Raw genomic sequence first — 13,286 nt, 5'->3', positions numbered from 1 at the left:
TTTCACGCGTGAAAATCGCCGCAAGGCACTGATTTCACCGTATTTCCTCGGCGACGTTAGGGGTTTCTTAACCCCTGCCGTCAGGGCGCCGGGCAGCCCCTGATCTCCACCGCGCGATCCGGCCCCAGCACCGTCACCGTCAGCTTGGAGCGGTCCAGCGCGAAGGGTTGGCCGCTGGCGGCGACCAGCTCGGTCGTGGCGGTCAGCCGGTTGCCCTGCCGGGCGCTGACCGAGTCCGAGGCCCAGACCGAACCCTGGCCGGGCTCCAGCACCACCACCTCGTGCTGACCGAGCGCCGGCATGTCGATGGCGGTGGTCAGGCGCAGCCCGTCTGCGATCGGTTCGATCTGGCAGGCGATGCCCGCCATCCCGGCCTCGCGCCCGGTCTGCGGTCGCTGGCGCAGGGCGGCGTCGATCACCGCATCGGCGGCGCCCTGCAGCGGTAGCGCCGCGTCGAGGGTCAGGGCGGCGGGGATGCAGATGTCGCGGCAGACGCCCAGCTCGACATTGGCGCGCAGCCGGATCGGCTGCGAGGCGTCGATGGCCGTCACCTCCAGCGGCAGCACCAGCTCGCCCTTGTAGCCGATGCTCTGCATGCCGTTCAGGTCGAAGACATGCGGCCGCGGCCAGTGGAAGCGCACCGAGCGCACGTTTTCCGACCCGGCCCAGTCGAACAGCGGCGGGATGCCGGCGTCGCCCGGGCTGCGCCAGTAGGTCTTCCAGCCAGGGGCCAGCGTCAGGCGCAGCGCCGCGATATGGGTGCCGCTGTCGCTGCGCCAGCCGGGCAGCACCGCGGCGCGCAGGATCTCGTCCTGCGTCGTGGCCGCGGCAGGGATCGGCAGGGCCAGCGAGAGGGCGACCAGCAGGGAGGAGGCGAGGCGTTGCATCATCCGGGCACAATAAGCGGTGCGGCCCCGATGGAAAGTCACATTCCGGCGACAGAACGCCGAGGTGATCCGCCTGTGGTCCGGTGGCCTCTTGAGCGGGGCGGGAGGCTGGCTACATAAATGGGGAAAGGGGATGCCTCATGGATCTTGCCGGCTCGCTTCTCATTGCCATGCCCAACATGGGCGACCCGCGATTCGAGCGCTCGCTCGTCTTGGTCTGCGCCCATTCGCCCGAAGGGGCGATGGGGCTCGTCGTTAACAGGCCCTCACCCGCGTTGAGTTTTTCCGCGATGCTGGACCAGCTCGGCATCTCGCGCGGCGAGAAGGGCCGCGACATCCGCGTGCATATGGGCGGGCCGGTGGAGCGGGGGCGCGGCTTCGTGCTGCACAGCCCCGATTACGTGACCTCGGGCGCGACGATGCAGGTGTCCGGCAAGTTCGGCATGACCGCGACGGTCGATATCCTCGAGGCGCTGGCGCAGGGCGAGGGGCCGTCGTCGGCGCTGCTGGCGCTGGGCTATTCCGGCTGGGGGCCGGGGCAGCTGGAGGCGGAGGTATCGCGCAACGACTGGCTGACCTCGGACGCGCCGGAGGATCTGGTGTTTTCCACCGATGACAGTGGCAAGTGGACCCGGGTGCTGCGCCACATGGGCATCGACCCGCTGACGCTGTCGGCCACCGCCGGGCGGGCCTGAGCCCGCCAGGCGGCTCAGAGGTTCCGGTTGGGCGCCGTTTCGGCGATGTCGTGATCGTAGGTGGCCCAGGCCCGGTCGGTGCCGGTCGGCGGGAGTTCCGACACCGGCACCTCACGGTGCAGATGCGCCTTGGCGATGAAATTCGCGGTGATCGGCGCGGTCAGGAACAGGAACAGCGAGATCAGGATCTCGTGCCAGGAGAAGCTGTCGGCGACGAGGCCGAAATACAGCATCGAGGCGATCAGCACGCCGCCGATGCCGATGGTGGTGGCCTTGGTCGGCGCGTGCAGCCGGGTCATCGGGTCGGGCAGCTTCAGCAGGCCGAAGCTGCCGACGATGCCGAAGATGCCGGCGACGACCAGAAGGACGGAGATCAGGATCTCGGTGACGAGGGTCATGGCTGCCTCATTCGATGATATAGCCGCGCAGCATGAACTTGCAGTAGGCGACGGTGGAAACAAAGCCGGTCATGGCGAAGAGCAGCGCCGCCTCGAAGTTGACGCCGGTGCCCTGGCGGATGCCGTAGAGCACCAGAAGTGCGATCATGTTGATGACCATGGTGTCGAGCGCCAGCACCCGGTCGGGCACGCCGGGGGCGCTGACGATGCGCCAGAGGTTGAACAGCAGCGCCAGCCCGAAGCAGGAGAAGGCGAAGGTCAGCGCGAGTTCGATCATCGGAAGATCCTCTTCAGGCGGGCCTCGTAGCGGGTCTTGATCTCGTCGCGCACCGCGTCGGGATCGGGCGCGTGCAGGCAATGCACCAGCAGCGAGCGGCCGCAGGCCGAGATGTCGGAGGTGACGGTGCCCGGGGTCAGGGTGATGGTGCCGGCGAGCAGGGTGATCGCCTCGGGCGAGCGCAGGTCGATCGGGATGGTGACCCAGGCCGGCTGCAGCTGGCTGTTCGGCTTGAACAGCACGATCTTCGCCACCACCACATTGGCGACGATGATGTCCCAGATCACCAGCAGGATGTAGCCGATGATGGCGGGCAGGTTGCGCACCTCCATCCGGTTCGGCCAGTAGGCCGAGGTCAGCAGCGGGATGATCGTCGCGAGGATGGCGGCGAAGACCAGGCTGCCGAGCGCGTAGCCGTTGACCAGCAGGAGCCAGACGGCGAAGAGCGTCAGGCTGAGATAGGGGTGCGGGTAGAGGCGGCGCATCACGGCAGCTCCGGCAGGCGGTTGGCGGCGACATAGGCGGCCCCGTCCATCAGCTCGGCCGCGGTGGCCTGAAGATAGGCGGTGACCGGGCCTGCGAGAAGGGTCAGCGCCACCAGCGCCGCCAGAAGCGCGAAGACGGCGGTGAAGGCCAGCGGTTCGGCGGCGCGCGGCGCGGGGTCGGCCGGGCTGGCGTGGGATTTCCAGAACAGCTGGCTGCCGGCGCGGGAGAAGCCGATGATGATGACCAGCGAGGTGACGAGGATCGTCGGCCAGACCGTCGTCAGGTTGTCGCGCGTGGCGTCGAGGATCAGGAGCTTGCCGAGGAAGCCCGAGAGCGGCGGCATCCCTGCCAGCGCGATGGCCGTGGCGAAGAACAGCGCCGCGATCAGCCCCTGTTGCGCGATCGGCGGGCAGGCATGGCGCAGCGAGGAGTCGCCGCGGCGGGCCTGCACCAGATCGGCGATCAGGAACAGCGCCCCGGTCGCGAGGGTGGAGTGGATCAGGTAGTAGAGCGTCGCCGCGGTGCTTTCTGCGGTGAAGCCGGAGAGCGCGATGAACAGCGTCCCCATCGAGGCGATGGCGGCGAAGGCCACCAGCCGCGGCAGGGTGACCGCGCCCAGCACGCCGAGCGCGCCGACGGCCAGCGTCACCAGCGCGGCGGGCAGCAGCAGGTCGCCGAACAGCGCGCCGGTGGCGGGGGTGTCGGGCGGGAAGACCAGGCTGTAGAGCCGGAGCGTGGCATAGGCGCCGACCTTGGTCATCACCGCGAAGAGGGCGGCGACCGGGCCCGGGGCGTTGGCATAGGTGGCGGGCAGCCAGAAATGCAGCGGCACCAGCGCGCCCTTGATGGCGAAGACCAGAAGCAGCAGCACCCCGGCGACGCGGATCAGCGCGGCGTCGCCCTCGGGCAGGGACGCGACCTTCACGGCGAGATCGGCCATGTTCAGCGTGCCGGTGACGGAATAGAGCGTCGCCAGCCCGAAGAGGAACAGCGTCGAGCCGAGCAGGTTGTAGGCGACATATTGCACCCCGGCGCGCAGCCGGTCGCGGCCGCCGCCGTGGATCATCAGCCCGTAGCTGGCGATCAGCAGCACCTCGAAGAAGACGAAGAGGTTGAAGGCGTCGCCGGTCAGGAAGGCGCCGCAGAGGCCCATCAGCTGGAACTGGAACAGGGCGTGGAAATGCTTGCCGCGCCCGTCCCAGCCGGTGCCGATGGCGTAGAGCTGCACCATGAGGGCCAGGAAGGCGGTCAGCGTCAGCATGATGGCGGCCAGCCGGTCCAGCACCAGCACGATGCCGAAGGGCGCCGGCCAGTTGCCGAGGAAATAGACCTCGGGCGGGTTGACCGAAGCGGTATAGAGCAGCCCGCCCGAGATCAGCAGCAGCGCGAGCGTGCCGGCGAGGCCGAAGACCCGCTGCAGCACCAGGTCGTTGCGCATGCCCAGCACGATGAGCGGGGCCAGCAGCGCGGGCAGGATGACGGGGGCGATGATCCAGTGGTTCACCGGCGGTCCTCCCCGTCGGTCATGTCGATCCCGTCGTCGCCGGTCTCGAGGAACGAGCCGAGCGCCATCATCACGATGACGGCGGTCATGCCGAAGGAGATGACGATGGCGGTCAGCACGAGCGCCTGGGTCAGCGGGTCGCTGTAGTCGCGGTCGTCATAGGACAGCACCGGCGGCAGGCCGATGGCGATGCGGCCGCTGGCGAAGATGAAGACGTTCACCGCATAGGACAGCAGCGCCAGCCCGAGGATCACCGGGAAGGTGCGCAGGCGGAGGATCAGGTAGATCCCGGCTCCGGTCAGCACGCCGACCGCACTGGCGACGAGAAACTCCATCAGCGCACCTCCCCGTCCGGCAGGTCTGTGTCATAGGGGGCGGTGTTCACTTTTTCTCCGGCGCGCAGGGCGATGCGCGAGATCGAGGCCAGGGCCAGCATCACGGCCCCCAGCACGGTGAGGAAGACCCCGGCGTCGAAGATCATCGCCGTCGCCAGCTCGAACGGGGCGAGCGGGGGCAGGGTGACATAGCCGAAGTCGGAGGTGAGGAAGGCGGTGCCGGTGAACCAGGCGCCGACGCCGGCGGCGCCGGCGATCAGCACCCCGGCGGCGATCAGCGCGTGGTAGTCCACCCGCTGCCGCGCCTCGGTCCAGGCGAAGCCGGAGGCCATGTATTGCATGACCAGGGCGATGGCGACCACGAGGCCGGCGATGAAGCCGCCGCCGGGCTCGTTGTGGCCGCGCAGGAAGATGTAGACGCCGACCATGATCGCCACCGGCAGCACCATGCGGGTGGCGACCACCAGCATCAGCGGGTGCCGGTCGCCGGCGTCGCGCTGGTCCTGAACCCAGGTCAGCAGCCGGTCGTTGGCCGGGCCGGCGCGCAGGATCGCCTCGGTCAGCGCGAAGATCACCAGCGCCGCGATGCCCAGCACGACGATCTCGCCGAAGGTGTCATAGCCGCGGAAGTCGACGAGGATCACGTTCACCACGTTTGTCCCGCCGCCCTCGGTCTTGGCATTGGCGAGGTGGTAGCCCGAGATGCTGGGGAAGGCGGAATCGCGCATCATCAGCGCGTAGATCAGCGCGCCGGAGCCGAGGCCCGCGAGCGTGGCGATGACGCCGTCGCGGCCGCGGCGCAGGCGGGTGCTCTCAAAAGGTGTGGTCTTGGGCACAAAGTTCAGGGCCAGCAGCAGCAGGATCACCGTCACCACCTCGACCGAGATCTGGGTGAGGGCGAGATCGGGCGCGGCGAGATAGGCGAAGCCGACCGAGACGATCAGGCCGATGACGCCGACCAGCACCAGCGCCAAGAGGCGGTTGCGGTGGAAGCTGACGATGGCCGCGGCCGAGGCGATCAGGAGGAACCAGCCGATCAGCGGCACGATCTCCACCGGGGTTTCGGGGCGCAGGCCGGGGCTGTGCGCGCCGCCGAGGAAGGCGGCGAAGCCGGCGGCGACGATGGCGACGGTGGCGATGGCGAAGTAGCGGGTCAGCGCGCCGTCATGCAGCCGCTGGGTCAGGCCGCGGGCGAGGGCGGCGAGCGGCTCGACGATTCCGTCGAAGATCCGCTTCGCCTCGGGCCGCGGCGTGGCCAGCCAGAGCCGGTTCAGCGGCGCGTGCAGCATCAGGAGGACGAAGCCGCCAAGGATGGCGATCACCGACATCCAGAAGGCGGCGGTGAAGCCATGCCAGTGGTAGATGTTCACCGCCACGGCCTCGCCGGTGACGGCGGAGGCGGCGGCGTCGATCAGCCAGGCGGCGGACAGCATCGGGAACAGGCCGATCAGCACGACGAGCAGCGTCAGGAAGGCGGGCGCGCCCCAGAGGCCCACGCTGGGGTCATGCGGATGGTCGAGCTGCGAGCGCGGCTGGCCGAGGAAGGTATGGCCGAGGAAGCGGAAGCTGTAGGCGACCGAGAACAGCGCGCCGATGGTGGCGAGCACCGGCAGGAGCCAGGGAATGCCGGCCCAGACGGTGTGCGAGGCTTCCTCCAGCATCAGCTCCTTCGACAGGAAGCCGTTCAGCGGCGGGATGCCGGCCATCGACAGCGCGGCGATGGTGGTGATGGCGAAGGTGATCGGCATGGCGCGGCGCAACCCGCCCAGCAGTTTCAGGTCGCGGGTGTGGGTCGAGTGGTCGACGATGCCCGCCACCATGAACAGCGCGGCCTTGAAGGTGGCGTGGTTGATGATGTGGAACACCGCGACCGTCGCTGCCGCCTGGGTGCCGAAGCCCAGCAGCATGGTGATGAGGCCGAGATGCGAGACGGTGGAGAAGGCGAGGAGCGCCTTCAGGTCGTCCTTGAACAGCGCGATCTTGGCGGCGACGACCATGGTGACGAGGCCGGTGGTGGCGACGATGTAGAACCACTCCGGCGTGCCGGCCAGCACCGGCCAGAGCCGGGCCATCAGGAAGAGCCCGGCCTTCACCATGGTGGCGGAGTGCAGGTAGGCCGAGACCGGGGTGGGGGCGGCCATGGCGTGCGGCAGCCAGAAATGGAACGGGAACTGCGCCGATTTGGTGAAGGCGCCCAGCAGGATCAGGATCAGCGCGGGCAGGTACCAGTCGGAGGCCTGGATCGCCTCCTTGTTCTGCAGGATCACGCTGAGGTCGTAGCTGCCGACGATCTGGCCGAGGATCAGCATGCCGGCGATCATGGCGAGCCCGCCCATGCCGGTGACGGTCAGCGCCATGCGCGCGCCCTGCCGGCCCTCGGGCAGGTGCTTCCAGTAGCCGATCAAGAGGAAGGAGGAGAGCGAGGTCAGCTCCCAGAACACCAGCAGCAGCAGGATGTTGTCGGACAGAACGATGCCCACCATCGCGCCCTGGAACAGCAGCAGATAGGTGTAGAACTGGCCCATCGGGTCGCGGCGGTCGAGGTAGAACCGGGCGTAGAGGATGATCAGGAGGCCGATGCCGAGGATCAGCCCGGCGAAGAGCAGGCCCAGCCCGTCGAGGAAGAAATTGGCGTTGAGGCCCAGTTGCGGCAGCCAGTCGATGCGGGTCTGGATCACCTCGCCGCGCAGCACCGCCGGGGCGTGCAGCCCCAGCATCACCAGGGCGAGCGACGTGATCGCCCCCGCCGAGACCGCGCAGGCGTTGCGCCCGGAGCGGATCATCAGCCCGGGCAGGAACGCACCCAGAAACGGCAAGGCAACAATCAGGGCAAGGGACATACGGCGGGCATTTCCATTCGATCAGATGGGATTGGCGGATGGGTCTGGAACGTCGTCGAAAAGGGGCCCTGACGGGGTGCTGCACAATGGGCAATTGACAGCCCCCAAGTCAACCCGACGGGAGATAGGAAAATCGTGACCGGCCCGGCGGGAAACCCGATGGGGCGGCGATGCATTTCCGTCATCCCCCCGTGGGAGGTCAGCCCTCGCGGCTGGCGGCGTTCTGGTCGATCAGGTAGCGCTGCGACAGGGGGATCGCGGCGGCGCCCAGCGAGCGGGCCTGCGGGCCGATGGTGCCCTCGCGGATCAGCGGCGGGTCGATGCCGGCGAGGTCCAGCCGGTGCAGCGCCTCGGAGGTGCGGCGGACGATCTCGGCGCGGATGGGCTGCGGCATCCAGCCGTCGATCATCACGGTGTCCATTTCCACCAGCGCCGCGGCGCTGAGCGTGGCGCTGGCGAGCCCGGCCGCGGCGGAGTCGAGCCAGTCGGAGAGGATCGGCTGGCTGACCTGCCAGTGATCCGGGGATTCCCAGAGGTGGTCGGAGGGTTCGCCCGCCTCCCTCATGCGCTCGGCGAGGCTGGACATCGAGGCGACGGTGAGCAGGCGGCGCATCTGGCCGTCGGGGCCGGGCACGGGCATCGGGCCGACGCCCGCCGCGTTGCCGGTGCGCCCGGTGAAGAGCTGGCCGTTCAGCACCAGCCCGCCACCGATGAAATAGGCGAAGTAGAAGTAGAGGAAATCCTTGGGCCGGTCGCCGGTGCCGAAGACGAGTTCCGCGCCGCAGGCGGCGGTGGCGTCGTTCTGGACATAGACCGGCATGTCGGAGAGCGCCGCCAGTTCGGCCTGGATGTCGCGGTGGCGCCAGGCGTCCATCTCGGCCTGCGGGGCGCCGACGAATTGCACCCAGCTCCAGAGCTGGAAGGGCATGGCGACGCCGAGCCCGCCGACCCGGGCGCGCTTGCTGGCGGGCAGGCTGGCGAGGACGGCGGGCAGCGCCTCCGCCATGAAGCCCATCACCGCGTCGGGGGTCGGGTAGCGGTAGGTGCGGCGGCGGGCCGTCACTTCCTGCCCGAGGAAGTCGATCAGGGTCAGATCGACCGAGCGGCGGCCGATCTTCAGCCCGAGGAAATAGGCGCCCTCCGCCGCCAGCGACATCGGTACCGAGGGCTGGCCGATGCGGCCGCGGATCGGCTCGCCGCGCTGCAGGAGCCCGTCGGATTCGAGCGCGCGCATGATGACGGAGACGGTCTGGGCCGAGAGCCCGGTGATCCGGGCGATGTCGGATTTCGCCAAGGCGCCGTGCTGGCGCAGGAGGGTCAGGACGAGCTTTTCGTTATGCGCCCGCATGCCGCTCTGGTTCGAGCCACGCACGCCGCTGCCTTCGGGCGGCGAGCGGTCCATGGCGGTCTCCTGGTCTTGCGGCACGGTCTTGGGCTCCATCGGCGGGACTGTGGCAGCTAATGCGCTTCGGGGGGCGGGACAACACCCTTGCGCAGGATCACGTTGGCGAAGAGCGCGGGTTCGCTGGTGGCGACGATGCTGTGCGCGGCGCGGATGCGCGGGTAGAGAGCCTCGCCCGACAGCGGCAGGACGGCGAAGCCGGGCTGGCGGCTGTGGCAGAGCGTGTCGATCTCGGCATGGATGCGGCCCTGCCGCGCGGGGTCGTTGCCTTCGGCGGCGCGGAAGATGGCGGCGGGCGAGGTGGTATCGAGCGGCAGCACCTGCAGGATGGCATCCAGGAGGGCGAGGATGCCGTGGCCATCGGCGCGCAGCAGCCGCTGGGCATGGGATTCCGCGGGGTAGTTGCCGTCGACGAGGGCGATCTCGTCGCCATGGCCCATGGCGCGCAGGCTGCGCAGCAGGTCCGGCCCCAGAATGGATGGAATACCGATCAGCATCGCGCCTTCACCGGGCCGGATGACGCGGCTGTGCCGCGGCCGGGTCCCTGCCTCTTCCTCGTGGCGGGGCTCTCCCGCAACGCTCCTGCCGGGCAGAGTGCGCAGGGCGCGGCGCGCTGTCAATAATAAATCAGAGTGATTTAATTATCTTGACGCAAGCCGGGGAATCGGTTTTCTGTATCGGCATCGCAGCGGGAGGAACGCTTGCGGAGTTTGAGTGCGAAACGGCGGGCGAACGTCCCGTCACCTGGGAGGACTTCACGTGACCAAGATGAAAACGACCCTGTTCATGGGGGCCGCCGCGCTTGCGATGATGGCGGCTCCGGCGATGGCGCAGAGCGTCTCGGCCTGCCTGATCACCAAGACCGACACCAACCCCTTCTTCGTGAAGATGAAGGAAGGCGCCTCGGCCAAGGCCGCCGAGCTGGGCATCGACCTGAAGACCTATGCCGGCAAGATCGACGGCGACCATGAATCGCAGGTCGCGGCCATCGAGGCCTGCGTGGCCGATGGCGCCAAGGGCATCCTTCTGACCGCCTCGGACACCAAGGCGATCGTCGATGCGGTGCAGCAGGCACGCGATGCGGGCATTCTGGTGATCGCGCTGGACACCCCGCTCGACCCGATCGACGCGGCGGATGCGACCTTCGCCACCGACAACTTCAAGGCGGGCGAGCTGATCGGCCAGTGGGCGAAAGCCTCGATGGGCGACGCGGCGGCCAATGCCAAGATCGCGATGCTCGACCTGTCGATCTCGCAGCCGTCGGTGGACGTCCTGCGCGACCAGGGCTTCCTGACCGGCTTCGGCATCGACACGGTGGATGTGGCCAAATGGGGCGACGAGACCGACGAGCGCATCGTCGGCAACGAAGTCACCTCGGGCAACGAGGAGGGCGGGCTGAAGGCGATGGAGGCGCTGCTGGCCAAGGACCCGGAGATCAACCTGGTCTACACGATCAACGAGCCCTCGGCGGCGGGCGCCTATGAGGCGCTGAAGGCCATCGGGCGCGAGGGCGACGTGATGATCGTGTCGGTGGACGGCGGCTGCCCCGGCGTCGCCGATGTGAAGGACGGCGTGATCGGCGCGACCTCGCAGCAGTATCCGCTGCAGATGGCGTCGCTGGGCGTCGAGGCCATCGCCAAGTTCGCGGCGGATGGCACGAAGCCCATGCCGACCGAGGGCAAGGACTTCTTCGACACCGGCGTGGCGCTGATCACCGACAAGCCGGTGGAGGGCGTCGAGTCGCTCGACACCACCAAGGGCGCCGAGCTCTGCTGGGGCTGAGACCCGGCGGGCGGCGCGTGATCCGCGCCGCCTGACAGCAGCAAGCCGAAGGGCGGTGCGTCCCGCCGCCCTTCTCACAAGCGCCGGGCCGGACCCGGGCGCCGGAGGGAGGATCACCGCATGGCAGCCGATGCACATCAGGCGAAGCATTTCGAGGAGGGGCTGAAAGGCGCTTCGGAAACCGTGGCGGAGTTCCACGAAACCAAGAGTCCGCTGAAACGCATCCAGCACTGGCTGCACCAGACGCCTTCGGCGGTGCCGATGATCGTGCTGGTGGCGGCGCTGATCGTCTTCGGGCTTTTGTCGGACAATTTCTTCAAGGCGGCGACGCTGTCGACCATCCTGCAGCAGATCGCCATCGTCGGCATCCTCGGCTGCGCGCAGACCGTGGTGATCCTGACCGCGGGCATCGACCTGTCGGTCGGGGCCATCGCGGTGTTCTCCTCGGTGCTGATGGGGCAGATGAGCTTCCGCTATGGCATCCCGGCCGAGCTGTCGATCCTGATCGGGCTGGCGCTGGGGACCGGGATGGGGGCGATCAATGGCCTTCTCATCGCCTTCCTGAAGCTGCCGCCCTTCATCGTGACGCTGGGGACATGGCAGGTGCTGCTGGCCTCGAACTTCATCTATTCGGCGAACGAGACGATCCGCAGCGCCGATGTGAAGGAGAGTGCGCCGGCGCTGCAGCTCTGGGGGCTGTCGATCCAGCCGGGCGGGGTGCGGGTGCTGTTCGCGGTGTTCCTGCTGATCGTGCTGGTGGCGATCATGGCCTATGTCTTGCGCCAGACAGCCTGGGGGCGACATGTCTATGCGGTGGGCGACGATCCCGAGGCGGCGGCGCTGGCCGGGGTGAAGACCCGCGCGGTTCTGGTGCAGGTCTATGCGCTGGCCGGGTTCTTCTGCGCCATCGCCGGCTGGGTGATGATCGGCCGCTTCGGCTCGGTCTCGCCCACGGCCTCGACCGGGCAGCTGGGCAACATCCAGTCGATCACCGCGGTGGTGATCGGGGGGATCTCGCTCTTCGGCGGGCGGGGGTCGATCGTCGGCATGTTCTTCGGCGCGCTGATCGTCGGCGTGTTCGAGATGGGGCTGCGGCTGGTCGGGACCGATCCGCAATGGACCTTCTTCCTCATCGGTGTGCTCATCATCTTCGCCGTCGGCGTGGACCAGTGGATCAGAAAGGCTGCAGCATGACCCGCGAACCGATCCTGAAGGGCCGCAACCTCGTCAAGCGCTATGGCAAGGTGACCGCGCTCGACCATTGCGACTTCGACCTCTATCCCGGCGAGATCCTTGCTGTCATCGGCGACAACGGGGCGGGGAAGTCGACGCTGATCAAGGCGGTGTCGGGGGCGGTGGCGCCGGACGAGGGCGACATCTTCCTCGACGGCAAGAAGATCAACTTCACCTCGCCCATCGATGCGCGGGCGGCGGGGATCGAGACGGTCTATCAGACGCTGGCGATGTCGCCCGCGCTGTCGATCGCCGACAACATGTTCATGGGGCGCGAGCTGCGCAAGCCGGGTTTCATGGGCAAGGTGATGCGCCAGCTCGACCGCCCGGCGATGGAGAAATTCGCCCGGGCCAAGCTGAACGAGCTGGGGCTGATGACGATCCAGAACATCAATCAGGCGGTGGAGACGCTGTCGGGCGGGCAGCGGCAGGGCGTGGCGGTGGCGCGGGCGGCGGCTTTCGGATCGAAGGTCATCATCCTTGACGAGCCGACGGCGGCGCTGGGGGTGAAGGAAAGCCGCCGGGTGCTGGAGCTAATCCTCGATGTGCGGTCGCGGGGCATCCCGATCGTGCTGATCAGCCACAACATGCCGCATGTCTTCGAGGTGGCCGACCGGGTGCATGTGCATCGGCTGGGCAAGCGGCTTTGCATCATTGACCCCAAGCGCCATTCGATGTCGGATGCGGTGGCCTACATGACCGGCGCCAAGGTGCCCGAGGATATGAACGAGTTCGCATGACACCAGACGATCTTGCCGAGGCGATCCGGCACCGGGCCGAGGGGCAGGGGCGGTTCATCACCGCCCTTGCCGGGCCTCCGGGCGCCGGGAAATCCACGCTGGCCGCGGCGGTGGTCGCCGCGCTGGGCGAGGGCGCGCGGGTGGTGCCGATGGACGGGTTCCATTACGACGACGCGGTGCTGGTGAAGCGCGGGCTCAGGCATGTGAAGGGCTCGCCCGAGACCTTCGACGTGCAGGGTTTTCTGGTGCTGATGGAGCGGCTGCGCGAGGGCGGCGAGATCGCCATCCCGGTCTTCGACCGCGGCATGGAGCTGGCGCGGGCCGCGGCGGATGTGGTGACGGACGAGGACCGGTTTCTGGTGGTCGAGGGCAATTACCTGCTGCTCGACGAGGAGCCGTGGCGCGACCTGCTGCCCTGGTTCGACATGACGGTGTTCCTCGACGTGCCCGAGGCCGAGCTGGAGCGGCGGCTGATCCGGCGCTGGATCGACCACGGGCGCAGCCCCGAGGCGGCGCGGGACTGGGCGATGTCGAACGACATCCCGAATGCCCGGCGGGTGATCCGCGGGTCACGCACGGCGGATGCGGTGATCCGCTGGCAGTGATCAGCCTTGCGGCGTCATCGCCTTGCGCTGTTTTGCTCGCTGGATGCCGAGGTGGCGCTCGCGCAGGATGATCATGATGCCCGCGCCACCACCACGACGCCG

At 68.4% G+C, this 13,286-nt stretch carries 14 protein-coding genes; 5 read left to right on the top strand and 9 right to left on the bottom strand.

From position 1 onward, the window contains the following. Positions 1-80: 80 nt before the first annotated feature. The gene (locus C5F48_RS10535) at positions 81-887 is read right to left on the bottom strand and encodes a protein-disulfide reductase DsbD domain-containing protein (RefSeq protein ID WP_107663868.1); all 807 of its coding nucleotides are present in this window, start codon (positions 885-887) and stop codon (positions 81-83) included. 140 nt (positions 888-1,027) lie between these two features. Here C5F48_RS10535 and C5F48_RS10530 point away from each other — a divergent pair, with 140 nt between their 5' ends. Further along, complete coding sequence (locus C5F48_RS10530) at positions 1,028-1,582, top strand: YqgE/AlgH family protein (RefSeq protein WP_107663867.1); 555 nt, start codon at positions 1,028-1,030, stop codon at positions 1,580-1,582. A gap of 14 nt (positions 1,583-1,596) precedes the next feature. On the opposite strand, the gene C5F48_RS10525 is transcribed toward C5F48_RS10530, so the two are convergent. The 8 genes from C5F48_RS10525 to C5F48_RS10490 all read right to left on the bottom strand — a co-directional run bounded on the left by C5F48_RS10525 (position 1,597) and on the right by C5F48_RS10490 (position 9,321). After that, positions 1,597-1,980 (bottom strand): Na+/H+ antiporter subunit G, encoded by a 384-nt coding sequence (locus C5F48_RS10525; RefSeq protein WP_107663866.1) that lies wholly within the window; start codon positions 1,978-1,980, stop codon positions 1,597-1,599. A gap of 7 nt (positions 1,981-1,987) precedes the next feature. After that, positions 1,988-2,257: a K+/H+ antiporter subunit F gene (locus C5F48_RS10520; RefSeq protein ID WP_107663865.1), complete on the bottom strand. Its 270-nt coding sequence runs from the start codon at positions 2,255-2,257 to the stop codon at positions 1,988-1,990. Next, a complete protein-coding gene (locus C5F48_RS10515; RefSeq protein WP_107663864.1) occupies positions 2,254-2,745 on the bottom strand; it encodes a Na+/H+ antiporter subunit E in 492 nt (163 codons plus the stop codon). The genes C5F48_RS10520 and C5F48_RS10515 overlap by 4 nt, the downstream gene beginning before the upstream one ends. Next, complete coding sequence (locus tag C5F48_RS10510; protein ID WP_107663863.1) at positions 2,742-4,247, bottom strand: monovalent cation/H+ antiporter subunit D; 1,506 nt, start codon at positions 4,245-4,247, stop codon at positions 2,742-2,744. Before C5F48_RS10510 ends, C5F48_RS10515 begins: the two co-directional genes overlap by 4 nt. Beyond that, positions 4,244-4,582 carry a Na+/H+ antiporter subunit C gene (locus tag C5F48_RS10505; RefSeq protein WP_107663862.1) on the bottom strand — a complete coding sequence of 113 codons (339 nt, stop codon included), beginning with the start codon at positions 4,580-4,582 and terminating at the stop codon, positions 4,244-4,246. Before C5F48_RS10505 ends, C5F48_RS10510 begins: the two co-directional genes overlap by 4 nt. Next, entirely contained in the window at positions 4,582-7,422 is a 2,841-nt protein-coding gene (locus C5F48_RS10500; RefSeq protein WP_107663861.1) for a monovalent cation/H+ antiporter subunit A, read from the bottom strand. The genes C5F48_RS10505 and C5F48_RS10500 overlap by 1 nt, the downstream gene beginning before the upstream one ends. Positions 7,423-7,621: 199 nt before the next feature. Continuing rightward, positions 7,622-8,848 (bottom strand): ROK family transcriptional regulator, encoded by a 1,227-nt coding sequence (locus C5F48_RS10495; protein ID WP_107663889.1) that lies wholly within the window; start codon positions 8,846-8,848, stop codon positions 7,622-7,624. Between the two features lie 32 nt (positions 8,849-8,880). Next, positions 8,881-9,321 (bottom strand): RbsD/FucU family protein, encoded by a 441-nt coding sequence (locus C5F48_RS10490; protein WP_107663860.1) that lies wholly within the window; start codon positions 9,319-9,321, stop codon positions 8,881-8,883. A 271-nt stretch (positions 9,322-9,592) separates the two neighbouring features. Here C5F48_RS10490 and C5F48_RS10485 point away from each other — a divergent pair, with 271 nt between their 5' ends. The 4 genes from C5F48_RS10485 to C5F48_RS10470 all read left to right on the top strand — a co-directional run bounded on the left by C5F48_RS10485 (position 9,593) and on the right by C5F48_RS10470 (position 13,184). Next, positions 9,593-10,606, top strand: coding sequence for a sugar ABC transporter substrate-binding protein (locus C5F48_RS10485; RefSeq protein WP_107663888.1), 1,014 nt, complete (start codon positions 9,593-9,595; stop codon positions 10,604-10,606). A 120-nt stretch (positions 10,607-10,726) separates the two neighbouring features. Beyond that, positions 10,727-11,800 (top strand): ABC transporter permease, encoded by a 1,074-nt coding sequence (locus C5F48_RS10480; RefSeq protein ID WP_107663859.1) that lies wholly within the window; start codon positions 10,727-10,729, stop codon positions 11,798-11,800. Further along, positions 11,797-12,579 (top strand): ATP-binding cassette domain-containing protein, encoded by a 783-nt coding sequence (locus C5F48_RS10475; RefSeq protein WP_107663858.1) that lies wholly within the window; start codon positions 11,797-11,799, stop codon positions 12,577-12,579. Before C5F48_RS10480 ends, C5F48_RS10475 begins: the two co-directional genes overlap by 4 nt. Then, complete coding sequence (locus C5F48_RS10470; protein WP_107663857.1) at positions 12,576-13,184, top strand: nucleoside/nucleotide kinase family protein; 609 nt, start codon at positions 12,576-12,578, stop codon at positions 13,182-13,184. The genes C5F48_RS10475 and C5F48_RS10470 overlap by 4 nt, the downstream gene beginning before the upstream one ends. Positions 13,185-13,286: the final 102 nt, after the last annotated feature.

The organism is Cereibacter changlensis JA139 (assembly GCF_003034985.1).
Classification (GTDB): domain Bacteria; phylum Pseudomonadota; class Alphaproteobacteria; order Rhodobacterales; family Rhodobacteraceae; genus Cereibacter; species Cereibacter changlensis.
The sequence above is the reverse complement of the archived record's forward strand: the minus strand, read 5'-3'. Positions and strand labels throughout refer to the sequence as shown.

What these genes read in the sequence shown, in the direction of transcription:
- C5F48_RS10470 (WP_107663857.1), top strand. Translation starts at nt 12,576, where the DNA reads ATGACACCAGACGATCTTGCCGAGGCGATCCGGCACCGGGCCGAGGGG.
- C5F48_RS10525 (WP_107663866.1), bottom strand. Translation starts at nt 1,980, where the DNA reads ATGACCCTCGTCACCGAGATCCTGATCTCCGTCCTTCTGGTCGTCGCC.
- C5F48_RS10475 (WP_107663858.1), top strand. Translation starts at nt 11,797, where the DNA reads ATGACCCGCGAACCGATCCTGAAGGGCCGCAACCTCGTCAAGCGCTAT.
- C5F48_RS10530 (WP_107663867.1), top strand. Translation starts at nt 1,028, where the DNA reads ATGGATCTTGCCGGCTCGCTTCTCATTGCCATGCCCAACATGGGCGAC.
- C5F48_RS10500 (WP_107663861.1), bottom strand. Translation starts at nt 7,422, where the DNA reads ATGTCCCTTGCCCTGATTGTTGCCTTGCCGTTTCTGGGTGCGTTCCTG.
- C5F48_RS10485 (WP_107663888.1), top strand. Translation starts at nt 9,593, where the DNA reads ATGAAAACGACCCTGTTCATGGGGGCCGCCGCGCTTGCGATGATGGCG.
- C5F48_RS10490 (WP_107663860.1), bottom strand. Translation starts at nt 9,321, where the DNA reads ATGCTGATCGGTATTCCATCCATTCTGGGGCCGGACCTGCTGCGCAGC.
- C5F48_RS10505 (WP_107663862.1), bottom strand. Translation starts at nt 4,582, where the DNA reads ATGGAGTTTCTCGTCGCCAGTGCGGTCGGCGTGCTGACCGGAGCCGGG.
- C5F48_RS10520 (WP_107663865.1), bottom strand. Translation starts at nt 2,257, where the DNA reads ATGATCGAACTCGCGCTGACCTTCGCCTTCTCCTGCTTCGGGCTGGCG.
- C5F48_RS10480 (WP_107663859.1), top strand. Translation starts at nt 10,727, where the DNA reads ATGGCAGCCGATGCACATCAGGCGAAGCATTTCGAGGAGGGGCTGAAA.
- C5F48_RS10535 (WP_107663868.1), bottom strand. Translation starts at nt 887, where the DNA reads ATGCAACGCCTCGCCTCCTCCCTGCTGGTCGCCCTCTCGCTGGCCCTG.